Origin of the sequence: Saccharothrix sp. CB00851 (genome assembly GCF_001905065.1) — a bacterium.
In the GTDB taxonomy this organism is placed as follows: Bacteria; Actinomycetota; Actinomycetes; order Mycobacteriales; family Pseudonocardiaceae; genus Actinosynnema.
This window is the reverse complement of record NZ_LWLC01000032.1, coordinates 57,752-76,178: the sequence shown is the minus strand read 5'-3', so window position 1 is coordinate 76,178 and position 18,427 is coordinate 57,752. Positions and strand designations below refer to the sequence as shown.

Annotated in this window: 16 protein-coding genes; 8 read left to right on the top strand and 8 right to left on the bottom strand. The window is 71.0% G+C overall.

The window, feature by feature from the left end; translation table 11 throughout:
• Positions 1-21: 21 nt before the first annotated feature.
• Positions 22-2,178 (top strand): tetratricopeptide repeat protein, encoded by a 2,157-nt coding sequence (locus A6A25_RS28240; protein ID WP_143193465.1) that lies wholly within the window; start codon positions 22-24, stop codon positions 2,176-2,178.
• Here A6A25_RS28240 and A6A25_RS28235 read toward each other — a convergent pair.
• The 5 genes from A6A25_RS28235 to A6A25_RS28215 form a co-directional block, all read right to left on the bottom strand.
• Positions 2,071-3,243, bottom strand: coding sequence for an ROK family transcriptional regulator (locus A6A25_RS28235; RefSeq protein WP_073895295.1), 1,173 nt, complete (start codon positions 3,241-3,243; stop codon positions 2,071-2,073). The genes A6A25_RS28240 and A6A25_RS28235 overlap by 108 nt on opposite strands.
• A gap of 1 nt (position 3,244) precedes the next feature.
• Positions 3,245-4,672 (bottom strand): sugar ABC transporter permease, encoded by a 1,428-nt coding sequence (locus tag A6A25_RS28230; RefSeq protein ID WP_073895292.1) that lies wholly within the window; start codon positions 4,670-4,672, stop codon positions 3,245-3,247.
• 40 nt (positions 4,673-4,712) lie between these two features.
• On the bottom strand, positions 4,713-5,486 hold the full coding sequence (locus A6A25_RS28225; RefSeq protein WP_073895290.1) for an ATP-binding cassette domain-containing protein: 774 nt from the start codon (positions 5,484-5,486) through the stop codon (positions 4,713-4,715).
• Between the two features lie 122 nt (positions 5,487-5,608).
• Positions 5,609-6,745, bottom strand: coding sequence for a sugar ABC transporter substrate-binding protein (locus A6A25_RS28220; RefSeq protein WP_073895288.1), 1,137 nt, complete (start codon positions 6,743-6,745; stop codon positions 5,609-5,611).
• Positions 6,746-6,936: 191 nt separating this feature from the next.
• Positions 6,937-8,652 (bottom strand): DEAD/DEAH box helicase, encoded by a 1,716-nt coding sequence (locus A6A25_RS28215; RefSeq protein WP_073895286.1) that lies wholly within the window; start codon positions 8,650-8,652, stop codon positions 6,937-6,939.
• A 186-nt stretch (positions 8,653-8,838) separates the two neighbouring features.
• Here A6A25_RS28215 and A6A25_RS28210 point away from each other — a divergent pair, with 186 nt between their 5' ends.
• A complete protein-coding gene (locus A6A25_RS28210) occupies positions 8,839-9,981 on the top strand; it encodes a YihY/virulence factor BrkB family protein (RefSeq protein ID WP_143193464.1) in 1,143 nt (380 codons plus the stop codon).
• A gap of 21 nt (positions 9,982-10,002) precedes the next feature.
• Here A6A25_RS28210 and A6A25_RS28205 read toward each other — a convergent pair whose 3' ends face one another.
• Positions 10,003-10,251 (bottom strand): DUF3039 domain-containing protein, encoded by a 249-nt coding sequence (locus A6A25_RS28205; protein ID WP_073895284.1) that lies wholly within the window; start codon positions 10,249-10,251, stop codon positions 10,003-10,005.
• A 31-nt stretch (positions 10,252-10,282) separates the two neighbouring features.
• Between A6A25_RS28205 and A6A25_RS28200 the strand changes: the two genes are divergently transcribed.
• On the top strand, positions 10,283-11,191 hold the full coding sequence (locus A6A25_RS28200; RefSeq protein ID WP_073895282.1) for a pseudouridine-5'-phosphate glycosidase: 909 nt from the start codon (positions 10,283-10,285) through the stop codon (positions 11,189-11,191).
• A complete protein-coding gene (locus tag A6A25_RS28195; RefSeq protein ID WP_073895280.1) occupies positions 11,188-12,090 on the top strand; it encodes a carbohydrate kinase family protein in 903 nt (300 codons plus the stop codon). The genes A6A25_RS28200 and A6A25_RS28195 overlap by 4 nt, the downstream gene beginning before the upstream one ends.
• Here the strand turns inward: A6A25_RS28195 and A6A25_RS28190 are convergent.
• Complete coding sequence (locus A6A25_RS28190; protein ID WP_073895278.1) at positions 12,072-12,386, bottom strand: DUF3099 domain-containing protein; 315 nt, start codon at positions 12,384-12,386, stop codon at positions 12,072-12,074. The genes A6A25_RS28195 and A6A25_RS28190 overlap by 19 nt on opposite strands.
• A gap of 97 nt (positions 12,387-12,483) precedes the next feature.
• On the opposite strand from A6A25_RS28190, the gene A6A25_RS28185 reads away from it, so the two are divergent.
• The 4 genes from A6A25_RS28185 to A6A25_RS28170 all read left to right on the top strand — a co-directional run bounded on the left by A6A25_RS28185 (position 12,484) and on the right by A6A25_RS28170 (position 17,290).
• A complete protein-coding gene (locus A6A25_RS28185) occupies positions 12,484-13,983 on the top strand; it encodes a PucR family transcriptional regulator (RefSeq protein WP_073895276.1) in 1,500 nt (499 codons plus the stop codon).
• A gap of 203 nt (positions 13,984-14,186) precedes the next feature.
• Positions 14,187-15,674 (top strand): DUF7782 domain-containing protein, encoded by a 1,488-nt coding sequence (locus A6A25_RS28180; protein ID WP_073895274.1) that lies wholly within the window; start codon positions 14,187-14,189, stop codon positions 15,672-15,674.
• The gene (gene dtd / locus A6A25_RS28175) at positions 15,671-16,096 is read left to right on the top strand and encodes a D-aminoacyl-tRNA deacylase (RefSeq protein WP_073895271.1); all 426 of its coding nucleotides are present in this window, start codon (positions 15,671-15,673) and stop codon (positions 16,094-16,096) included. Before A6A25_RS28180 ends, dtd begins: the two co-directional genes overlap by 4 nt.
• Before the next feature lie 201 nt (positions 16,097-16,297).
• Positions 16,298-17,290 (top strand): sigma-70 family RNA polymerase sigma factor, encoded by a 993-nt coding sequence (locus A6A25_RS28170; RefSeq protein WP_073895269.1) that lies wholly within the window; start codon positions 16,298-16,300, stop codon positions 17,288-17,290.
• A gap of 189 nt (positions 17,291-17,479) precedes the next feature.
• On the opposite strand, the gene A6A25_RS28165 is transcribed toward A6A25_RS28170, so the two are convergent.
• Positions 17,480-18,400 (bottom strand): phosphotransferase family protein, encoded by a 921-nt coding sequence (locus A6A25_RS28165; RefSeq protein ID WP_143193462.1) that lies wholly within the window; start codon positions 18,398-18,400, stop codon positions 17,480-17,482.
• Positions 18,401-18,427: the final 27 nt, after the last annotated feature.

Here is an 18,427-nt window from a genome sequence, read left to right as displayed (position 1 = left end):
GGTGTGACGGAGGGTGTGCCGGTGGATCTCGAACAGCCGCGGACGACTGCGGCCGCCACGTTCGACGTGCACGACAACCAGGGCGTGCAGATCGGTGACGGGAACACCCAGCACCTCCACCTGCCGCCGCCGGCTCCGGTGCGGTGGCCCGTGCGGGTCGGTGTCCTGCCGCCGATCGCGGACCGGTACCAGCACCGGGAAGCCGAGGCGCAGCTCGCGGAAACGTCCGTCGTTCTGTCCGGTTTGGGCGGTGTGGGGAAGTCCCAACTGGCGGCACGACACGCGCACGCCGTGTGGCGGGACGAGTCGGTCGACCTGGCGGTGTGGATCAACGCCGTGACGCGGGCCGCCGTGATCAGCGGCTACGCCGATGCGGCCGAACGGGTGCTGCGCGATCCCAAGAGCACCGCGGAGAAAGCGGCGGCGGCGTTCCAGACCTGGCTCAGCTCGACCGATCGTCGGTGGCTGATCGTGCTGGACGACGTGCAAGACCCGGCCGACCTCAAGGGTTTGTGGCCATCGAGCACACCAACCGGCCGAGTGGTGGTGACCACCCGCCGCCGTGATGCCGCGCTGTCCCGTGACGATCGCCCGCTGATCGAGGTCGGCGTGTTCACCGAGGCCGAGTCAGTGGCCTACCTCACCGCGAAGCTGCCGGCTCACGGACAACTCCGCGAACTGGCGGACGACCTGGGCCACCTGCCGCTGGCGTTGGCACAGGCCGCCGCGTTCATCGCGGACAAGCCGCTGCTCACCGTCGCCGACTACCGCGAACGCCTGGCCGACCGCCGCCGAACGCTGGCCCAGGTGATGCCCGCGGCGGACGAGTTGCCCGACGAGCACCGGGACACCATCGCCGCGACCTGGTCGTTGTCGATCGAACGCGCCGACAGCCTCCGCCCCGAAGGTCTCTCCCGGCCGTTGTTGGAGATCATCAGCTTGCTCGACCCGGCGAACACCCCGGTCGCGGTGCTCACGCGGGACAACGTCCTGGCGCACTTGGCGGTGGATGCGGACGAGGTCGGCGACGCACTGGCCTGCCTGCACCGTCTCAGCCTCATCACCCTCGACGCGAAGACCGTGAGAGCGCACGCGCTGCTGCAACGCGCCGTCCGCGACACCATCGAGCCGGAACGGCTCACTCCCCTGGCCCACCTCGCGGCGGACGCGCTCCTGCTGGCCTGGCCACCGCACGAGACCGACAGCTCACTGGCCGCCGCGCTGCGGTCCTCCGCGATCGCACTGCACCTGCACACGACACCAGCGCTCTGGGGCACCGAGGGACACGCGGTCCTCTTCAAGACGGGCAACTCCATGGGAGAGGCGGGACTCCTGGCCGACGCCATCGCCTACTTCCGAGACCTGCGGCGACACGCGGAACACCATCTCGGTCCTGATCACCGCGACAGCCTTCATGCCCGCCACGAAGTCGCACACTGGAACGGACAGGTGGGGAGCTACGCCGAAGCAGTCCCGGAATACGAGCACCTGGTCACGGCGTCCACACGAATCCTGGGGCCCGACCACCGGAACACGCTGATCGTCCGGGCGAACCTCGCTTCCTACCGGGCCAAGGCCGGTGACATCACGAGCGCGATCACGGACTTCGAACGACTGCTCGCCGACCGACTTCGAGTCTTGGGCCCCGACGACCCTGACACCCTCGCCACCAGGCACAACCTAGCCGGATGGCGCGCCGAGGCGGGTGACCGCGCAGAGGCGGTCACGGAGTTCGAACGGTCGGTGGCCGACCACCTCAGGTTCGTCGGGCCCGACCACCCGCGGACCCTCCTCGCCCGCAACAACCTCGCCGCTTGGCGAGCAGCAGCAGGCGACCACGCCCGCGCCATCACCGATCTCGAACAACTGGCGGACGACCAGCGTCGGGTCCTGGGGCCCGATCACCGCGAGACCCTGACCACCCGCCACCTCCTGGCCATTTGCTACGCAAGCGCGGGCCAGGTCCCAACCGCGATCACCCTGCTCCGTCAACTGCTCGGCGATCAGCTCCGGGTTCTCGGCCCTGATCACCCGGATGTCGCACGCACGCGGACGAGGGTTCGAAAACTTTCAGATGTCGCCCAGGACCGGCTCGAAGGCGAGTTCGGCGGCGCCGATGAGCTTGGCGTCACGGCCGAGGGGCGACGAAACGATCTTGGTGCCGCCGACGGCCCGTGACACCAGGGACCGCTTCTGCACGGTGCGCCGCAGCTGGTCCACCAGCGACTCCGGCAGCGCGGTGAACAGGTCGCCCAGCACCACCAGTTCCGGCCCGAGCATGTTGACCACGGTGACCAGGCCCATGGACAGCCACTCGGTGAACTCGCCCAGCCGGTGCGCGACGCTGTCCGGCGAACCGGCCAACGATCGCAGCTCCGCCACCACCGTCCCGCGGGGCGCGTCTTCGGGCAGGGCCAGGGCACGGCACAGCGCCGCCTCGCCCACCTCGGTCTCCCAGCAACCCTGGCAGCCGCAGTAGCAGCGCCGACCACCGGGGCGCACCACCATGTGCCCCAGTTCGCCGACGTAGCCGCCGGTGCCGCGCAGCGGCTGGCCGCTGGAGATCACGCCGCCACCGATGCCGACGTCGGCGGAGATGTAGACCATGTCCGACGAGCCGCGGGCCGCGCCGCGCACGTGCTCGGCCAAAGCGCCCAGCTCGGCGTCGTTGCCGACCTGGACGGGGGCTTTGAGCACCGACGACAGCCGTTCGCCCAGCGCCACGTCGGTCCAGTGCAGGTTCGGCGCCTCGTGCACCAGACCGTCGGCGCGGCGCACCACACCGGGCACGGAGACGCCGACGCTGACCGCCTGCACGTCGAGCTCGTCGGCCAGGAGCTTCGCCGAGTCGGCGACGTGCGTGATCACCTCGCCGGGGTCGCGGGACCGGTGGTGCAGGTTCCACGAGTCCCGGCCGAGGATGTCGCCGCCGAGGCCGACCATGGCCATCGCCACCTGCTCGACGCGGATGTCGATGGCCATCACCACGGCCGCGTGCGGCTGCGGCAGCACGAGCAGCGACGGGCGGCCGGCGCCGGAGCGCTGCGCCGGCACCCGTTCGGCCACCACGCCCGACTCGGCCAGGCCGTCCACCAGGGCCTTGATCGTGCTGCGGTTGAGGCCCAGCTCAGCCGCCAGCGAAGCCCTGGTGGAGGGCCCGTCCACGTGCAGTCGGCGCAGCAGCGCCGTTCTGTTGTGCCTTCTTACCTCGTCGGGTCGGGCTCCCGCGGTCGGTGTGCTCACGTCAGCGGGCGGCGGTGGCCGCCCGACGGCGGGACAGCGCGTCGACGCTCGCGGCGAGCAGCAGGACCAGGCCGGTCACGATGAACACGACGGCGGCGGGCTGCTTGAGCAGGCCCATGCCGTTCTGGATGATCGCGAGCACCGCGCCACCGATCACCGCGTCCCGCATCTTGCCCTTGCCGCCGAACAGCGACGTGCCACCGATGACGGCCGCGCCGACCGCCATGAGCAGGGTGTTGTCGCCACCGGCGTTCGGGTCGACCGAGCCGACCTTCGAGGAGTAGATGATCGCGCCGACGGCCGCCAGGGAGGAGGCGATCACGAACACGCTCATCCGGATCTGCGCCACGTTGATACCGGCGCGGCGGGCGGCTTCCTTGTTGCCGCCGACGGCGTAGACGTGCCGGCCGTAGCTGGTGCGTTCGAGCACGAACGTGCCGATGACCAGCAGCACGAGCACGATCGGCACCACGAACGGCACGCCGGTGATCACCACGAGGCTGCTCTGGGACCGGTTGAGCGTCAGGGCGTAGGTGGCCACCGCCGCGAGCAGCACGACCGTGCCCACCTTCGCCAGCACCATCGGGGTGGGCAGCGCGACGAGACCCTTGCGCAGCCTGCTGAAGTGGCGGGTGAGCACGACAGCCGCGTAACCACCGGCAGCGATCACGAACAGCGCCCAGGAGCCCGCGGTGCTGAGGTTGCCGTTCGCGACGCTGAAGATCACGTCGTCGCGCAGGCCGAGCGTGCCGCCCTGGCCGATGAACTGCAGGATCACGCCGCCCCAGGCCAGGAACAGCGCCAGGGTCACGACGAACGACGGGATGCCGACGCGGGCCACCAGGTAGCCGGTGATGCAGCCGATCGCGGTGCCGACGCAGACGGCCAGCAGCATCTCGACCCACGGGTTCGGCGGCACGCCGATCAGCGCGATGGCCAGGGCCACCACCGACAGCGCGGTGCCCGCCCAGATCCGCATCAGCGCGGCGAGCACGGCGGCCAGCGCCAGCATGCCGCAGAACAGGTAGAAGACGGTGTCGCCCATGCCGCCGAGCAGGTTGCCGCCCTTGACCAGGTGCAGCGCCATCACCGAGGCGCACACGCCGGACGCGGTACCGGCGGACAGGTCGATCTCGCCCAGGAGCAGCACGAACACCAGGCCCATGGCGATGGTGACGATGCTCGCGCCCTGCTGGAGGAGGTTGGCGATGTTGCCCAGGGTCAGGAAGCTGTCGGCGAGCGAGCTGAACACGATCAGCAGCACGACCACGCCGAGCAGCGCGGGCAGGGAGCCCAGTTCGCCGCCGCGCAGGCGGGCGAAGTAGTCGCGGACCGCCTCACCGGTGGACTGGGAGGTGGTGTCGATGCCGAAGTCGGAGATCGCGCCCTGGGGTGCGTCCGGGGACGTCTCGCTGGTGGTGTTGGTCATGCTGCGTTCCTCGTCGTGGGGAGCTCTGCGCGGGCGGGCATCAGATGGTCGCGGATTCGGGTCGGGCGATGCCCAGGTCGCCGGAGCGGCCCGCGGTGATCAGCTCGACCACCTGACCGTGGGTGACGTCCTTGGTGTTGACCTCGGCGGCCATCCGGCCCAGGTACAGGCACGCGATGCGGTCCGCGACCTCGAACACGTCGTTCATGTTGTGGCTGATCAGCACGACGCCCAGGCCCTGCTCGGCGAGCCGGCGCACCAGGTCGAGGACCTGGCGGGTCTGCGCGACGCCCAGCGCCGCGGTCGGCTCGTCCAGCAGCACGACCTTGCTGTTCCACAGCACGGCCTTGGCGATGGCCACGGTCTGCCGCTGACCACCGGACAGCGACGCGACCTGCGTGCGCACCGACTTGACCGTGCGCACCGACAGCGAGGTCAGCGTCTTGCGGGCGGCCTGCTCCATGTCCGCCTCGTCGAGCATGCCGAGCTTGCCGCGTTCCCGGCCCAGGAACATGTTCTGCACGATGTCGAGGTTGTCGCACAGCGCGAGGTCCTGGTAGACGACCTCGATGCCCAGGTGCGCGGCGTCACGCGGGCCGTGGATGTGCACTTCCTCGCCGTTGAACAGGACCTGACCGGAGTCGGTCGGGTGGATGCCCGCGATGCACTTGACCAACGTCGACTTGCCCGCGCCGTTGTCGCCGACCAGCGCGGTGACCTGCCCGGGGTGGACGTCGAAGTCGATGTCGTGCAAGACGTGCACGGGACCGAAACTCTTGTTGATGCCGCGCAGCTCGAGGATCGGCTCGCTCACTGGAATTCCTCCGTCTAACCCGTCTGAAGGGGGTCTGCCCCGTTCTCAGGTGTTGCCCGCACAGGGGTGGACGCGCCGGAACGGGGTGCGCCTGGCACACCCCGCCCCGGCGCGAGCCTGGACTACTTGATGCCGAGCTCGGTGCAGACGGCGGCCAGGTCGGCGACGCAGATCTCCGTCGCCTTGACGAAGCCCGCGTCCACGACGGTCTTGACCTTGTCCTTGGTGATCAGCTGCGCGGGCAGCAGGACCGACTTGACGTCGCGGTTGCCGGTGGTGTCCTTGGTGACGCCGGTGGCGAGCGCGTCGGCGGCGGCCGTGTCGCCCTTGGCCAGCGCGGCGGCCAGCTTGGCGGTCGCGTTCGCCTGGTCGTTGATCGGCTTGAACACGGTCATGAACTGGTCGCCGCGCAGGATGGCCTGCAGGCCCTCCGGGGTGGCGTCCTGGCCGGTGACCGGGACCTTGCCGTTGAGGCCGTACTTCTTGAGCACGGTGATGATCGCGCCGGCGAGGCCGTCGTTCGCGGCGACGACGCCGTCGACCTTCTGGCCGTTGCCGGTCAGGATCTGCTCGAAGGTGGTGCCGCCCTTCTGGTTGTCCCAGTTGTCGATCGGCTGCGACTGGACCAGCTTCAGGTCACCGGCGTCGTACTTCGGCTTCAGCACCTTCTGCTGGCCGTTGTAGAACAGGGTGGCGTTGTTGTCCGTCGGCGCGCCCTCGATCTCGATGATCTCGGCGGGCTTCTTGTCCGGCGCCAGCGCGGCGAGGCCCTGCACGAGGCCCTGGCCCTGCAGCTCGCCGACCTTCTCGTTGTCGAACGAGACGTAGTACTTCGAGCTGCCGCCCAGGTTCAGCCGGTCGTAGTCGATGACCGGGATGCCCTGCGCCTCGGCCTTCTTCGCGACCGTCGCGCCGATCTCGCTGTTCGGCGTGGCGATGATCAGCACCTTGACCCCGGCGTTGATCATGCCGTCGGCGAGCGTGGAGAACTTCTGCACGTCACCCTGGGCGTTCTGGATGTCCGCCTGGAGGCCCTCGGCCTCCAGCGCCTTCTGCAGGAGCGGCTTGTCGAAGCCCTCCCACCGCGCGGAGCTGGCGGTCTCGGGGAGGATGACGCCGACCTTCGCGCCGCCCGAGCCGCTGTTCGTGTTGGTGTCCGAGGTGGTGGTGCCACCACCGGACGTGTTGGCGCCACATGCCGTCATGGCCACGGCGAGGCCGGTGCCAAGGGCGATGAGAGCGAGGCTCTTGCTGCGCATCCGCCATCCCTTTCACGCAGGAGCGTAAATGTTGTGGCGCACAACGTATGCCCACACCCACGGTGACCGGAAGCACACTTGACCGGTAAAGTAGGCACGATGCGCTAACGGCGAGGTAACCGAACGGACATCTGACTACGCCTAATGCCGTAGTTCGTTACATCCGGTCACAACGAACGTCGCCGGAGAGGTCACCACGAACGCAGGGTGGCGATCCGTTCCTCGAGCTGCTCGATGCTGGCCATCGCGGTCGGCGGGCCACCGCAGTACTCGCGCAGCTGGTTGTGGATCTTGCCGTGCGGCTTCTTGGTGCGGTGGTGGTGCATGGCCACCAGGGTGTTCAGCTCCTTGCGCAGCTGCGCCAGCCGTTCCTGCACGCTCGCCGGACGGGTCGCGGCCGGTGGCGGCGGTGGTGCGGCGACCTGGCGCTTGCTGGCCTCGACCAGCTGCTTCTCCTGCCGCTGCCGCAGCAACGCGCGTACCTGGTCCGGCTCCAACAGGCCGGGCAGGCCCAGGTACTCCTGCTCCTCGTCGCTGCCCGCGAACGCCGCCGTTCCGAACGACGAGCCGTCGTAGATCACCTGGTCGAGCTCGGCCGAGGCGCCCAGCGCGGTGAACGCCTTCTCCTCCTCGCCTGGCTCGTCCTTGACCTGGTTGGCCTGCGACAGCAGCTCGTCGTCCCAGCCGTCCTTCTCCCGGTGCGGCTTGCCCAGCACGTGGTCGCGCTGCTGCTCCAGCTCGCTCGCCAACCCCAGCAGGACCGGCACGCTGGGCAGGAACACGCTGGCCGTCTCGCCCTTGGCCCTGGCCCGCACGAACCGGCCGACGGCCTGGGCGAAGAACAGCGGCGTCGAGGCGCTGGTGGCGTACACGCCGACGGCCAGCCGCGGCACGTCCACGCCCTCGGACACCATCCGCACGGCGATCAGCCAGCGGTCGGTCGAGGCGGCGAACTCGGCGATCCGGCCGGACGCCTTCGGGTCGTCGGAGAGGACCAGGGTCGCCTCGTGGCCCGTGGTGCGCTTCAGGATCTCGGCGTAGGCCTTGGCCACGGTCTGGTCGGTGGCGATCACCAGGCCGCCCGCGTCGGGCACACCGCCCTCGCGCAACTGGGTCAGGCGCATGTCGGCGGCCTTGAGCACCGACGGCATCCACTCGCCCGTCGGGTCCAGCGCCACCCGCCACGCCCGCGCCGTCTGCTCCTGCGTCAACGGCTCGCCCAGCCGGGCGGAGAACTCCTCGCCCGCGCTCGTGCGCCACTGCGCCTCACCCGAGTAGGCGAGGAAGATCACCGGCCGGACCACGCCGTCGCGCAACGCGTCCGAGTAGCCGTAGGAGTGGTCGGCGCGACTGCGCTGCACGCCGTCCGGGCCCGGCTCGTAGCTGACGAACGGGATCGGCGAGTCGTCCGAGCGGAACGGCGTTCCGGTCAGGCACAGCCGGCGCACGGCGGGCGTGAACGCCTCGCGGATCGCGTCACCCCACGACTTCGCGTCGCCGCCGTGGTGGATCTCGTCGAGCAGCACGAGCGTCTTGCGGTTCTCCGTGCGCACCCGGTGCAGCATCGGGTGAGCCGCGACCTGGGCGTACGTGAGCGCGACGCCATGGTAGTCGCGGGAGGTCACCGCCATGGTGTTGCGGAAGTTCGAGTCGATCGCGATGCCCGCCTCGGCCGCCGCCTTCGCCCACTGGTGCTTGAGGTGCTCGGTGGGCGTGACGATCGTGACGGCCTCGATCGTGCGGTCGGCCAGCAGTTCCGCCGCGACGCGCAGGCCGAACGTGGTCTTGCCCGCGCCGGGCGTGGCGACGGCCAGGAAGTCCTTCGGCTTGGCCGCCAGGTACTTCGTCAGCGCGCGGCGCTGCCAGGCGCGGAGGGGACGGGTCGTGGCGACTTGCGGTTGCGACAACCTCGAACCCTTTCTGCGCTGATCAGCGGCGGTGCCGCGGGGGCCGTGCGACCGGTGGTGCGGTCGCGTTGCGGGGTGGACACGCAAATGCCCTCGCTGCGGGTAACCGTCGAGGGCGATCCACAGCCTACCCGCTGCGCTCGCGACGCACGGTGGCCGATGCCGCGAAATCACCCGCCATGCACCATGCTTGATGTTGCGATGGGTTCGCCGAGGGACGACACAGCACGCAGCGCGGGTCGCAAGGGACCCCTGCGCCTGTTGGCGCGCACGTTGTCCAAGGCCTGGGACGGCAGCATCTTCTCCGAGGCGGCCGAGGCGGCGTTCTGGCAGGTCCTGTCGTTCCCGCCGCTGCTGCTGGGGTTGCTGGGCAGCCTCGGGTACCTCGGCGACTGGTTCGGGCCGGAGGTCGTGAGCGCGGTCAAGGACCGGATCATCTCCACCTGCCGGACGATCTTCAGCCAGGACGTGGTCAACGGGGTGATCGTGCCCACGGTCGACCAGATCCTCACCACCGGCAAGGGCGAGATCGTCTCGGTCGGCTTCCTGATCTCGCTGTGGGCCGGGTCGTCGGCGATGTCGTCGTTCGTGGACGCGATCACCGCGGCGCACGACCAGTACGGCGTGCGCAACGAGGTGTGGCAGCGGATCTTCGCGCTGCTGCTCTACATGGCGAGCCTGGTGCTGCTGATCCTCGGCCTGCCGGTGGTGGCGCTGGGCCCCGACCTGCTGCCGCGGGTGTTCCCGGACTCGTGGGAACCGACGATCGAGTCGTGGCTGAGCGCGTTCTACTACCCGGGCATGGCGGTGCTGCTGGTGGTGGCGCTGGCGACGTTGTACAAGCTGTCGCTGCCGAACAAGCTGCCGTGGCACCGGCTGCTGCCGGGCGCCGTGCTGGCGATGGCGGTGTTCCTGCTGTCCTCGATCGGGCTGCGGCTCTACATCCAGTGGATCACGACCACCGGGTACACCTACGGCGCGCTGGCGACGCCGATCGCGTTCCTGCTGTTCGCCTACCTGATCGGGCTCGCGATCACGCTCGGCGCGTACTTCAACAGCGCGATGCAGGAGATGTGGCCGGCGAAGATGACGCGGCGGCAGCGGCGGCGGTGGCAGCGGCTGGAGATCGAGCGGGCGGCCGAGCGGATCCGTTCGGACCGGAACAAGCCGCCCGCGGGGGCCGAGCCGCCGGGCCGCAACCACACCGCGCCGTCACCCGCGGACACCCACCACACCGTGCCGTTGCCGGTGGAACGCCGGACGGCGCGCGAGACGCGGGTGAGCGGGCACGGGTCCGGCCCCGGCGGGTCGGTGCCGGGGCCTTCCTGAGCTTCTCGACGTGCGGAGGGCTTACTCGCCGCCGCCCTTGGGCAGGCTGTCGTAGATCTTCTTGCATTCCGGGCAGACGGGAGAGCCCGGCTTGGGCGACTTCGTCACCGGGAACACCTCGCCGCACAGCGCCACCACGTGCGTGCCCATCACCGCGCTTTCCGCGATCTTGGCCTTCCGCACGTAGTGGAACATCTTCGGGGTGTCGTCACCGGTGGTGTCCGTGCCTTCCGGCCGGGTCTCCACGTCGGGCAGAGTCTGCGTGCTCACGCGCCCAGGGTACCTGGGAAGATGGCACCTCGTGAGTACGCCGAGCGTCACCGACGAGGTCCGATCCGCCCTGGCCGAGAACCGGCCGGTGGTCGCGTTGGAGAGCACCATCCTGTCCCACGGGCTACCGCCCGGCCGCAACCGCGAGGTCGCCGAACGGCTCGAAGGCGTGGTGCGCGCCGCGGGCGCGGTACCGGCCACGATCGCCGTCCTCGGTGGCGTGCCCAAGATCGGGTTGACCCCCGCCGAACTGGATTTTGTCTGCGACCCAACAAATGACCTGGTGAAGCTGTCCCGGCGTGACCTGGGCGCGGCGTACGCGTTGAAGCGCGACGGTGCGACGACGGTGGCCGGCACGGCGGCGTTGGCGCACGCGGCCGGGATCGGGGTGTTCGCCACCGGTGGTCTGGGTGGCGTGCACCGGGGCGCCCGCGAGACGTGGGACGTGTCCGCCGACCTGGACGTGCTGGCCACGACGCCGGTGCTGGTGGTGTGCTCGGGCGTGAAGTCGATCCTGGACATGGGCGCGACGCTGGAGTTGCTGGAGACCCGTTCGGTGCCGGTGATCGGCTTCGGCACGGACCGCTTCCCCGCGTTCTACCGGCGGGAATCGGACTTCGGCGTGCCGTGGCGGGTCGACTCGGCCGCGGAGGCGGCGGCCGTGGTGGCGGCGCACCGGACCGTGCCGGGCTCGGCGGGCGTGCTGCTGGCCAACCCCATCCCGGTCGACTTCGAGATGGCCGCCGACCTGCACGAACGGCTGCTGACGGAGGGCTTGGAGCTGCTGCGCGAGCGGAACGTGCAGGGCAAGGAGGTCACGCCCGTGCTGCTGGAGCACTTCCACACCGCCAGCGGCGGGGTGAGCCTGGACGCCAACGAGGCCCTGGTCGTGTCGAACGCCTCCCTCGCCGCGGCGGTGGCCGTGGAGCTGGCGGCGTGAGAAGCGGGATCGTGGTCGTGGGCGACGCCGGGCTGGACGTGGTGGCCCGGCACGCGGGCCCGATCGTGCACGGCGGTGACTCGCGGGCGTCGGTGACCATCGAACCCGGTGGCGCGGGTGCCAACACGGCGGTGTGGCTGGCCGCGTGCGGCGCGTCGCCGGTGCTGGTGGCCCGGGTCGGCGCGGACTCGGCGGGACGCCAGGTGCACGCCGAGCTGACGTCGGCCGGGGTGCGGTGCGCGTTCGCCGTGGACCCGGAGGCGGCGACGTGCTGCGTGGTGGTGCTGGTGGACGAGACCGGTCAGCGCAGCATGCTGCCCGACCGGGGCGCGAACGCCCGTTTCTCCCCCGGTGACCTGGACGAAGGGCTGCTGCGGGACGCCGCGCACCTGCACCTGTCCGGGTACGTGCTGCTGGACGCGTCGTCCCGGCCCGCCGGGTTGGCGGTGCTGCGCGCGGCCCGGGAGGCGGGTTTGACGACCTCGGTCGACCCGCAGTCGTCGGCGTTGATCTACGACGGATTCCTGGACGACATCCGGGGTGTTGACCTGCTGCTGCCGAACACCGAGGAGCTGGTGGCGCTCACCGGGTCCGCGGAGCCCGCGTCGGCCGCGGCGTTGCTGGACGTGGTGGGCGCGGTGGCGTTGACGTCCGGCGCGGACGGTGCGAGCTGGGTGGACTCCGACGGCGTGGTGTCGGTGCCGGCGGAGGACGTCGAGTGCGTGGACTCGACCGGTGCCGGTGACGCGTTCGACGCGGGGTTGCTGGCGGCGTGGCTGTCCGGGGCGTCACGGCTGGACGCGCTGCGCGGCGGGGTGCGCGCGGCGGCCCGGGCGGTGTCGGCCGTCGGCGCACAACCGGCTCAGCCGGCCCAGCCCTCTCAGCCTTCGATGACGTGATGCGGGCGCGACTCGATCGCGCGGTGCTCCTTGACGAAACGGCTGGCCTTCTCCGCCTTGCGGGGAGGCCGGTCGTTCGCGATCAGCACGGCCATCCACGGCAGCGGCACCGACAGCACGATCAGCGCCAGGGCCAGCCACCAGGTCTGGTAGAAGACCATCGCCAGGATGAGGCACGGGATGCGCGCGCCCATCATGATCGCGTACTTGCGCTTGCGCGCGGCGTGCTGCTCCTCGTAGGAGGGGGCCGCTTCGGTGATGAGCACCGGTGTGCCGTCGCGCTCGGGACTGACCATGCCTCCATCCTCCCACTGGCTCGGCCCGACGGACACCCGCCGGGTTGCGATTTCACAGCCGCACGCGCGGCCATCCGGCTGACCTTAGGATCCCGTTGTGGTCGCCCTTGATCGGCTCGTGGACGTGCTGGGGAGCCTCGGCACGCACCTGAGCTGCGCGCCGCGCGGGCGGGACGTGGAGTTGCGCGGGGTGGCGCTGCACGACCCGGCGGAGCACACGACGGCCGCGGCGGACGACGTGCTGCTCGGGTTGGGCGTGCCCTCGCCTGCCGCGGCGGCACGGCTGGTCGGGTCGACCTCGGCGGCGGCGGTCGTGCTGCACGGGGCGCCGCCGCTGGACGAACGGGTGCTCGCGGCGGCGAAGAAGTCCGGGGCGGCCGTGTTGTTGGTGGACCCGTCGGTGCCGTGGGGGCAGCTGGCGAACGTCGCGCAGACTCTCGTGCTGGGCGGGCAGGGTTCCGGCGACCTGTTCGCGGTGGCGGACGCAATCGCGGCGGTGGTCGGCGGGCCCGTGACGATCGAGGACCAGCAGTCGCGGGTGCTGGCGTACTCGTACCGGCAGCAGGGCGTCGACCAGGTGCGGGTGGAGACGATCCTGGGTCGGCGGGTGCCGGAGGAGGCGTGGCAGGCGCTGGACGCGTACGGCGTGTTCACGCACCTGGCGCGGTCCGACCAGCCGCTGTTCGTGCCGAAGCTGACCGACCAGCTGGGCGGGCGGCTCGTGGCGGCGGTGCGGGCGGGCCGGGAGCTGCTGGGTTCGGTGTGGGTCGAGGTGGACGACCCGGTGGACGCGGTGCGTGCGGCGGCGCTGGTGGACGGCGCGCGGACGGCGGCGTTGCACCTGCTGCGGGCGCGGGCGTCGGCGGACCTGGAGCGACAGGCCGAGGCGGACCTGGTGATCGAGGCGCTGGACTCGGGGCTGCCCGCGAACCTGGCCCGGCTGGGGTTGCCGTCGACCGACCTGCGGGTGATCGCCGTGCAGGCGCACGCCGGTGAGGGTGAGCACGGGGCGGCGCTGCTCGCGTTCTCCCGGGCGACGGCGGGTTTCGGCTGGTCACGGCCCGGTCGGTCGGCGTTGTTCGGCAACGTGCTCTACACCGTGCTGCCGTGCGGCGAGGACCCGTCGGCCGCGGTGGACTGGGTGCGGGCGCTGGGGCGTGAGCTGCCCGCGGAGGCGGTCGTGCTGGCCGGGGTCGGCGGGCGGGCGGACGCCGCGTCACTGCCCGCGTCCCGCGGTGAGGCGGACGAGTGCCTGGCCCTGTCCGGTGGTGAGCCCGTGGTGTACGACCAGGCGTGGGCGCGGGTGCTGCTGCGGCGGTTGGCGGCGGTGGCGGAGGCCGGGCGGTTGCCGTCGCGCGGGCCGGTGGCGGACCTCGTGCGGCACGACGCCGAGCACGGCACGCAGTACGCGATGACGCTGCGTGCCTGGCTGGCGGCTCAGGGGGACTCCCGTGAGGCGGCCCGGGCGCTATCGGTGCACCCGAACACGCTGCGCTACCGGTTGCAGCGGATGGCGGCGGTGACGTCGCTGCCGTTGGACGACCCGGAGCAGCGCCTGGCCATGGCCATCGCCCTGGCCATCACCCCTGAACGTTGAACTCACCGGTCCTGAACGTAGGACACGCCCGTTCTGAACGTAGGACACGCGCGACGTGAACGTAGGACTCTCGCGCGTGTCCTACGTTCGGAACGCGCGTGTCGAACGCTCAGGACCACCGTGTCGAACGCTCGGGTACCCCGAGTTCGACGTTCGGGTGGGTTGGTAGGGCGCGGGAGGGTGGGGCGCGAGACGATGGCGCGGTGCTCCCTGATCTTTCTGCCGACCTGACCGCACGGCTGCGCGAAGCCTTCCGGACCGCCGACTACGACGCCGACGGGGTGGTCGACGTGCTCGGGCCGCAGGCCCACGCGGCGCTGGGCCGGGGCGAGCCCGAGGCCGCCAGGCGGGCCACCCGGGACGCGGGCGCGCTCGGCACGCTGGTCCGCCTGTTCCTGCTCGGCGACACCGAGCCCGAGGCCGCCGTGCGGGCGGCCCTGCCGGACGTCGACCTGGACACCGCCGTGAAGGCCGAGGTGCTGCGCGGTGCCGGTGACGGCCTGCGCGCCGGGCTGGACATCCGCCCCTACGGCGACGACGAGGGCTCCTGGTGGGTCATCGCCGACCAGGACGCCGACCAGCGCGGCGGGCCCGTCCCGGCCGACCACGTGCTCGGCGTCGGCCACGCGTCCATCAGCCTCGCCCGCGCCACGTCACGCCGCCCCGTCGGCGCCCTCCTCGACCTGGGCACCGGCTGCGGCGTGCAGGCCCTGCACGCGAGCCGCCACGCCGAGCGGATCACCGCCACCGACCTGTCCGAACGCGCGCTCGCCCTGGCCGCGGGCACGTTCCGGCTCAACGAGGTCGACGTCGAACTCCGCCAGGGCGAGTGGTTCGGCCCCCTGCGCGGACGGCGGTTCGACCAGGTCGTCTGCAACCCGCCGTTCGTGGTCGGCCCGCCCCGGGTCGACTACGTCTACCGCGACTCCGGCCTCGCCGGCGACGACGCCAGCGCCCTGGTCGTGCGCCAGATGCCGTCATTCCTCAACGAAGGCGGCGTCGGCCAGCTCCTGGCCTCCTGGCTGCACCGCAAGGGCGAGGACTGGGCCGACCGGGTCTCCGGCTGGCTGCCGCGCGGCGGTGTGGACGCCTGGTTCGTGCAGCGCGACGTCGCCGACCCCGCCCTCTACGTCGGCACGTGGCTGCGTGACGCGGGCGTCGACCCGCGCGGCGCCGAAGGCCGGGCCAAGGCCGCCGCCTGGCTGGACTGGTTCGCCGAGAACGACGTCGAGGGCATCGGGTTCGGCTTCGTCACGCTCCGCCGCACGGACACCGAGCACGCCGAGGTGGTGTGCGAAGACCTCCGCCACGCCTTCGACGACCCGCTGGGCCCCGAGTCGGCCGCCTGGCTGGACCGGGTCGCCTGGCTGCGCGCCACCGACAACGACCAGCTCCTGCGCACCCGCTTCACCATGCCGGAGACCGTGCTGCTGGAGGAGGTCTCCTCCCCCACCGACGAGGGCTGGGAGGCGGTCGTGCGCCGCCTGCACCGCGTGGACGGCCCCGGCTGGCAGCACGAGCTGGACGAGACCGCGGCGAAGCTGCTGGCGGGTTTCCGGGGCGCGTTGCCGCTGGAAGACCTGGTGACCCTGCTCGCCTACGCCCACGACCTGGACGCGGACGCGCTGGCCGGAGCCGCGCTCCCGATCGTCCGCGACCTCGTCCGGCACGGCATGGTGGTGCCCGCGTGAGAGCCGTTGTGGCGCGCGTCACGGAGGCTTCGGTCACCGTGGACGGCGAGGTCGTCGGCGCCATCGACGAGCCGGGCCTGCTGGTCCTGCTCGGCATCCACGTCGACGACGACGCCGTCCGGGCGCATGTGATGGCCCGAAAGCTGTACGAGCTGCGCGTCCTGAGGGACGAGCAGTCGTGCGCGACGACCGGAGCGCCCCTGCTCGTGGTGAGCCAGTTCACACTTTACGGAGAGACGCGGAAGGGGCGGCGGCCGTCGTGGACCGCCGCCGCACGACCCGAGCGGGCTGAGCCGTTGGTGGCGGAAGTGGTCGCGGAACTGCGCCGGAAGGGTGCCCGAGTACAAACGGGACGGTTCGGCGCGATGATGTCGGTGCGGAGTGTGAACGACGGCCCGTTCACCGTGTTGGTGGAACTCTAGATCCTTCTCAGGCAAATCTCAGGATTCGCGGCGCAACCGCTGTGACGGCAGTGACGTCTTCTGGTCATGGGAAGCGGGAACCATTTCGACCCGGTTCGCGTTTCCCCCAGTGACAGACACCGAAAGGTGGCCGCGCAGCGCAGCGCGGAGTGTGCGACACGACCGCACTGCCAGCCCGCGACACAAGGGGGAGGGAGCGCCATGACCGTCCCGAAGCTCCTCGACCGTCAGGTCGGGAACGAGACGACCAGCACGAGCGCCGAGTTGGACCTCGACGCCCAGGGACCGGCCGCGGACCTGGTTCGGGTCTACCTGAACGGGATCGGCAAGACAGCGCTGCTGACCGCGGCGGACGAGGTGGAGCTCGCCAAGCGGATCGAGGCGGGCGTCTTCGCGCAGCACAAGCTCGAGACCCACCCGGAGCTGCCGGAGGAGCGCCAACGCGAACTCCGCGCGTTGATCCGGGATGGGCACGTGGCAAAGAACCACCTTCTCGAAGCGAATCTCCGGTTGGTCGTTTCGCTGGCGAAGCGATACACCGGCCGCGGAATGCCGCTGCTCGATCTGATCCAGGAGGGGAACCTGGGTCTGATCCGCGCGGTGGAGAAGTTCGACTACACCAAGGGCTTCAAGTTCTCGACCTACGCGACCTGGTGGATCCGCCAGGCGATCACGCGGGGAATGGCGGATCAAGGTCGCACGATCCGGCTGCCCGTCCACCTCGTGGAGCAGGTCAACAAGCTCGCCCGGATCAAGCGCGACCTGCACCAGCAGTTGGGCCGCGAGGCGACCAACGAGGAGCTGGCCAAGGAGTCGGGCCTGTCGCCGGAGAAGGTGGTCGACCTGCTCGACCACGCCCGCGACCCGGTGAGCCTGGACATGCCGGTCGGCACCGAGGAGGACGCCCCGCTGGGCGACTTCATCGAGGACTCCGACGCCACGGACGCGGAGAGCGCGGTCATCTCCGGCCTGCTGCAGGACGACCTGCGTCGGGTGCTGGCCACGCTGGACCCGCGCGAGCAGGCGGTGATCCGGCTGCGCTACGGCCTGGAGGACGGTCAGCCGCGCACCCTGGACCAGATCGGCAAGCAGTTCGGGCTGTCGCGGGAGCGCGTGCGGCAGATCGAGCGCGAGGTCATGTCGAAGCTGCGGCAGGGCGAGCGGGCGGCCAAGCTGCGGGCCTACGCGAGCTGAAACCGACCCGATCGATACAGGGTCCACCCAGCGGGACGTCACCGCTGCGCGGGATTGACTTGTGACGCCTGTCACGGCACGGTCGTGCGTTACACGAGCCACGCGACACCTCCGCCCCATTACGCGGAGGTTGTCGCACGCTGAGGAAGGTCGGGGCGGTCGGGGGCCGGCCCGGCCTTCCGCGTTTCCCTAGAGCCCCAGGTACTCCGCGAGCTTCTCTCGGAAGAACCGGACGTGCGCTTCGCGTTCCTCGCCGGCGTAACCGCGCGGCACGCCTTCCACGATCATGATCAGGCACAGGTACGCGCGGTAGAGCGCGATCCGGGTCTCCTCGGCCTCGGTGAACCCCTCGATCCCGTAACCGGCCTTGTAGTCGTCGTCCAGTTCGGTGAACAACGCCACGGTCGCGATCTCCGCCAACGGGTCGCCGAACAACGCCCGCTCCGGGTCGATGATCCCCTCGACGTGGCCGCCGGCCAGGAGGATGTTCGCCTCCCACAGGTCGAAGTGCACCAGCACCGGCTCGGTGACCTCGTCCAGCAGGTGCGCGCGGGCCGCGAAGGCCGGTCGCACGTCCGGCAGCTCCACGCCGAACCGGTCCGCGTCCGCCAGCACCGCGTCCACCATCGCCGTGAACGCCGCACGCCACGTCGCCGCGTTCGGCCCCTGCACGTAGCCGAACACGTCACCGGTGATCCGGTGCAGCTCGCGGACGATCGCGCCCAGCTCACGGCGCAGCGCACCGTGCTCGGCATCGGTCAGCCCAGGGCGTGCGGTCGACCACGGCACGCCGTTCAGCGCCGTCATCAGCAGGAAGTCGTCCTCGTGCAACAGGACCTCGGGCACCGGCAGCCCGCGTGACGCCATCAGCTCGAACGCCAGCGCCTCCGTGCGCATCAGGTCCCGCTCGTAGGTGAGCAGCGGCACGCCCGGCGGCGGCGCGACCTTCAGCACGGCCTCCCGACCGTCCGCCGCGGTGAGCCGGTAAGCGGTGTTGAACATGCCCTCCGTCAGCTCGACGTGCGCGGCGAGCGGCACACCGAGGACGCGCCGGACCAGGGAGTCGAGTTCGGCGGCGGAGAGCCGTCGCTTGGTGAGGCTGTCGACCACGACGCGAATCACACCACGCGTGGCGGG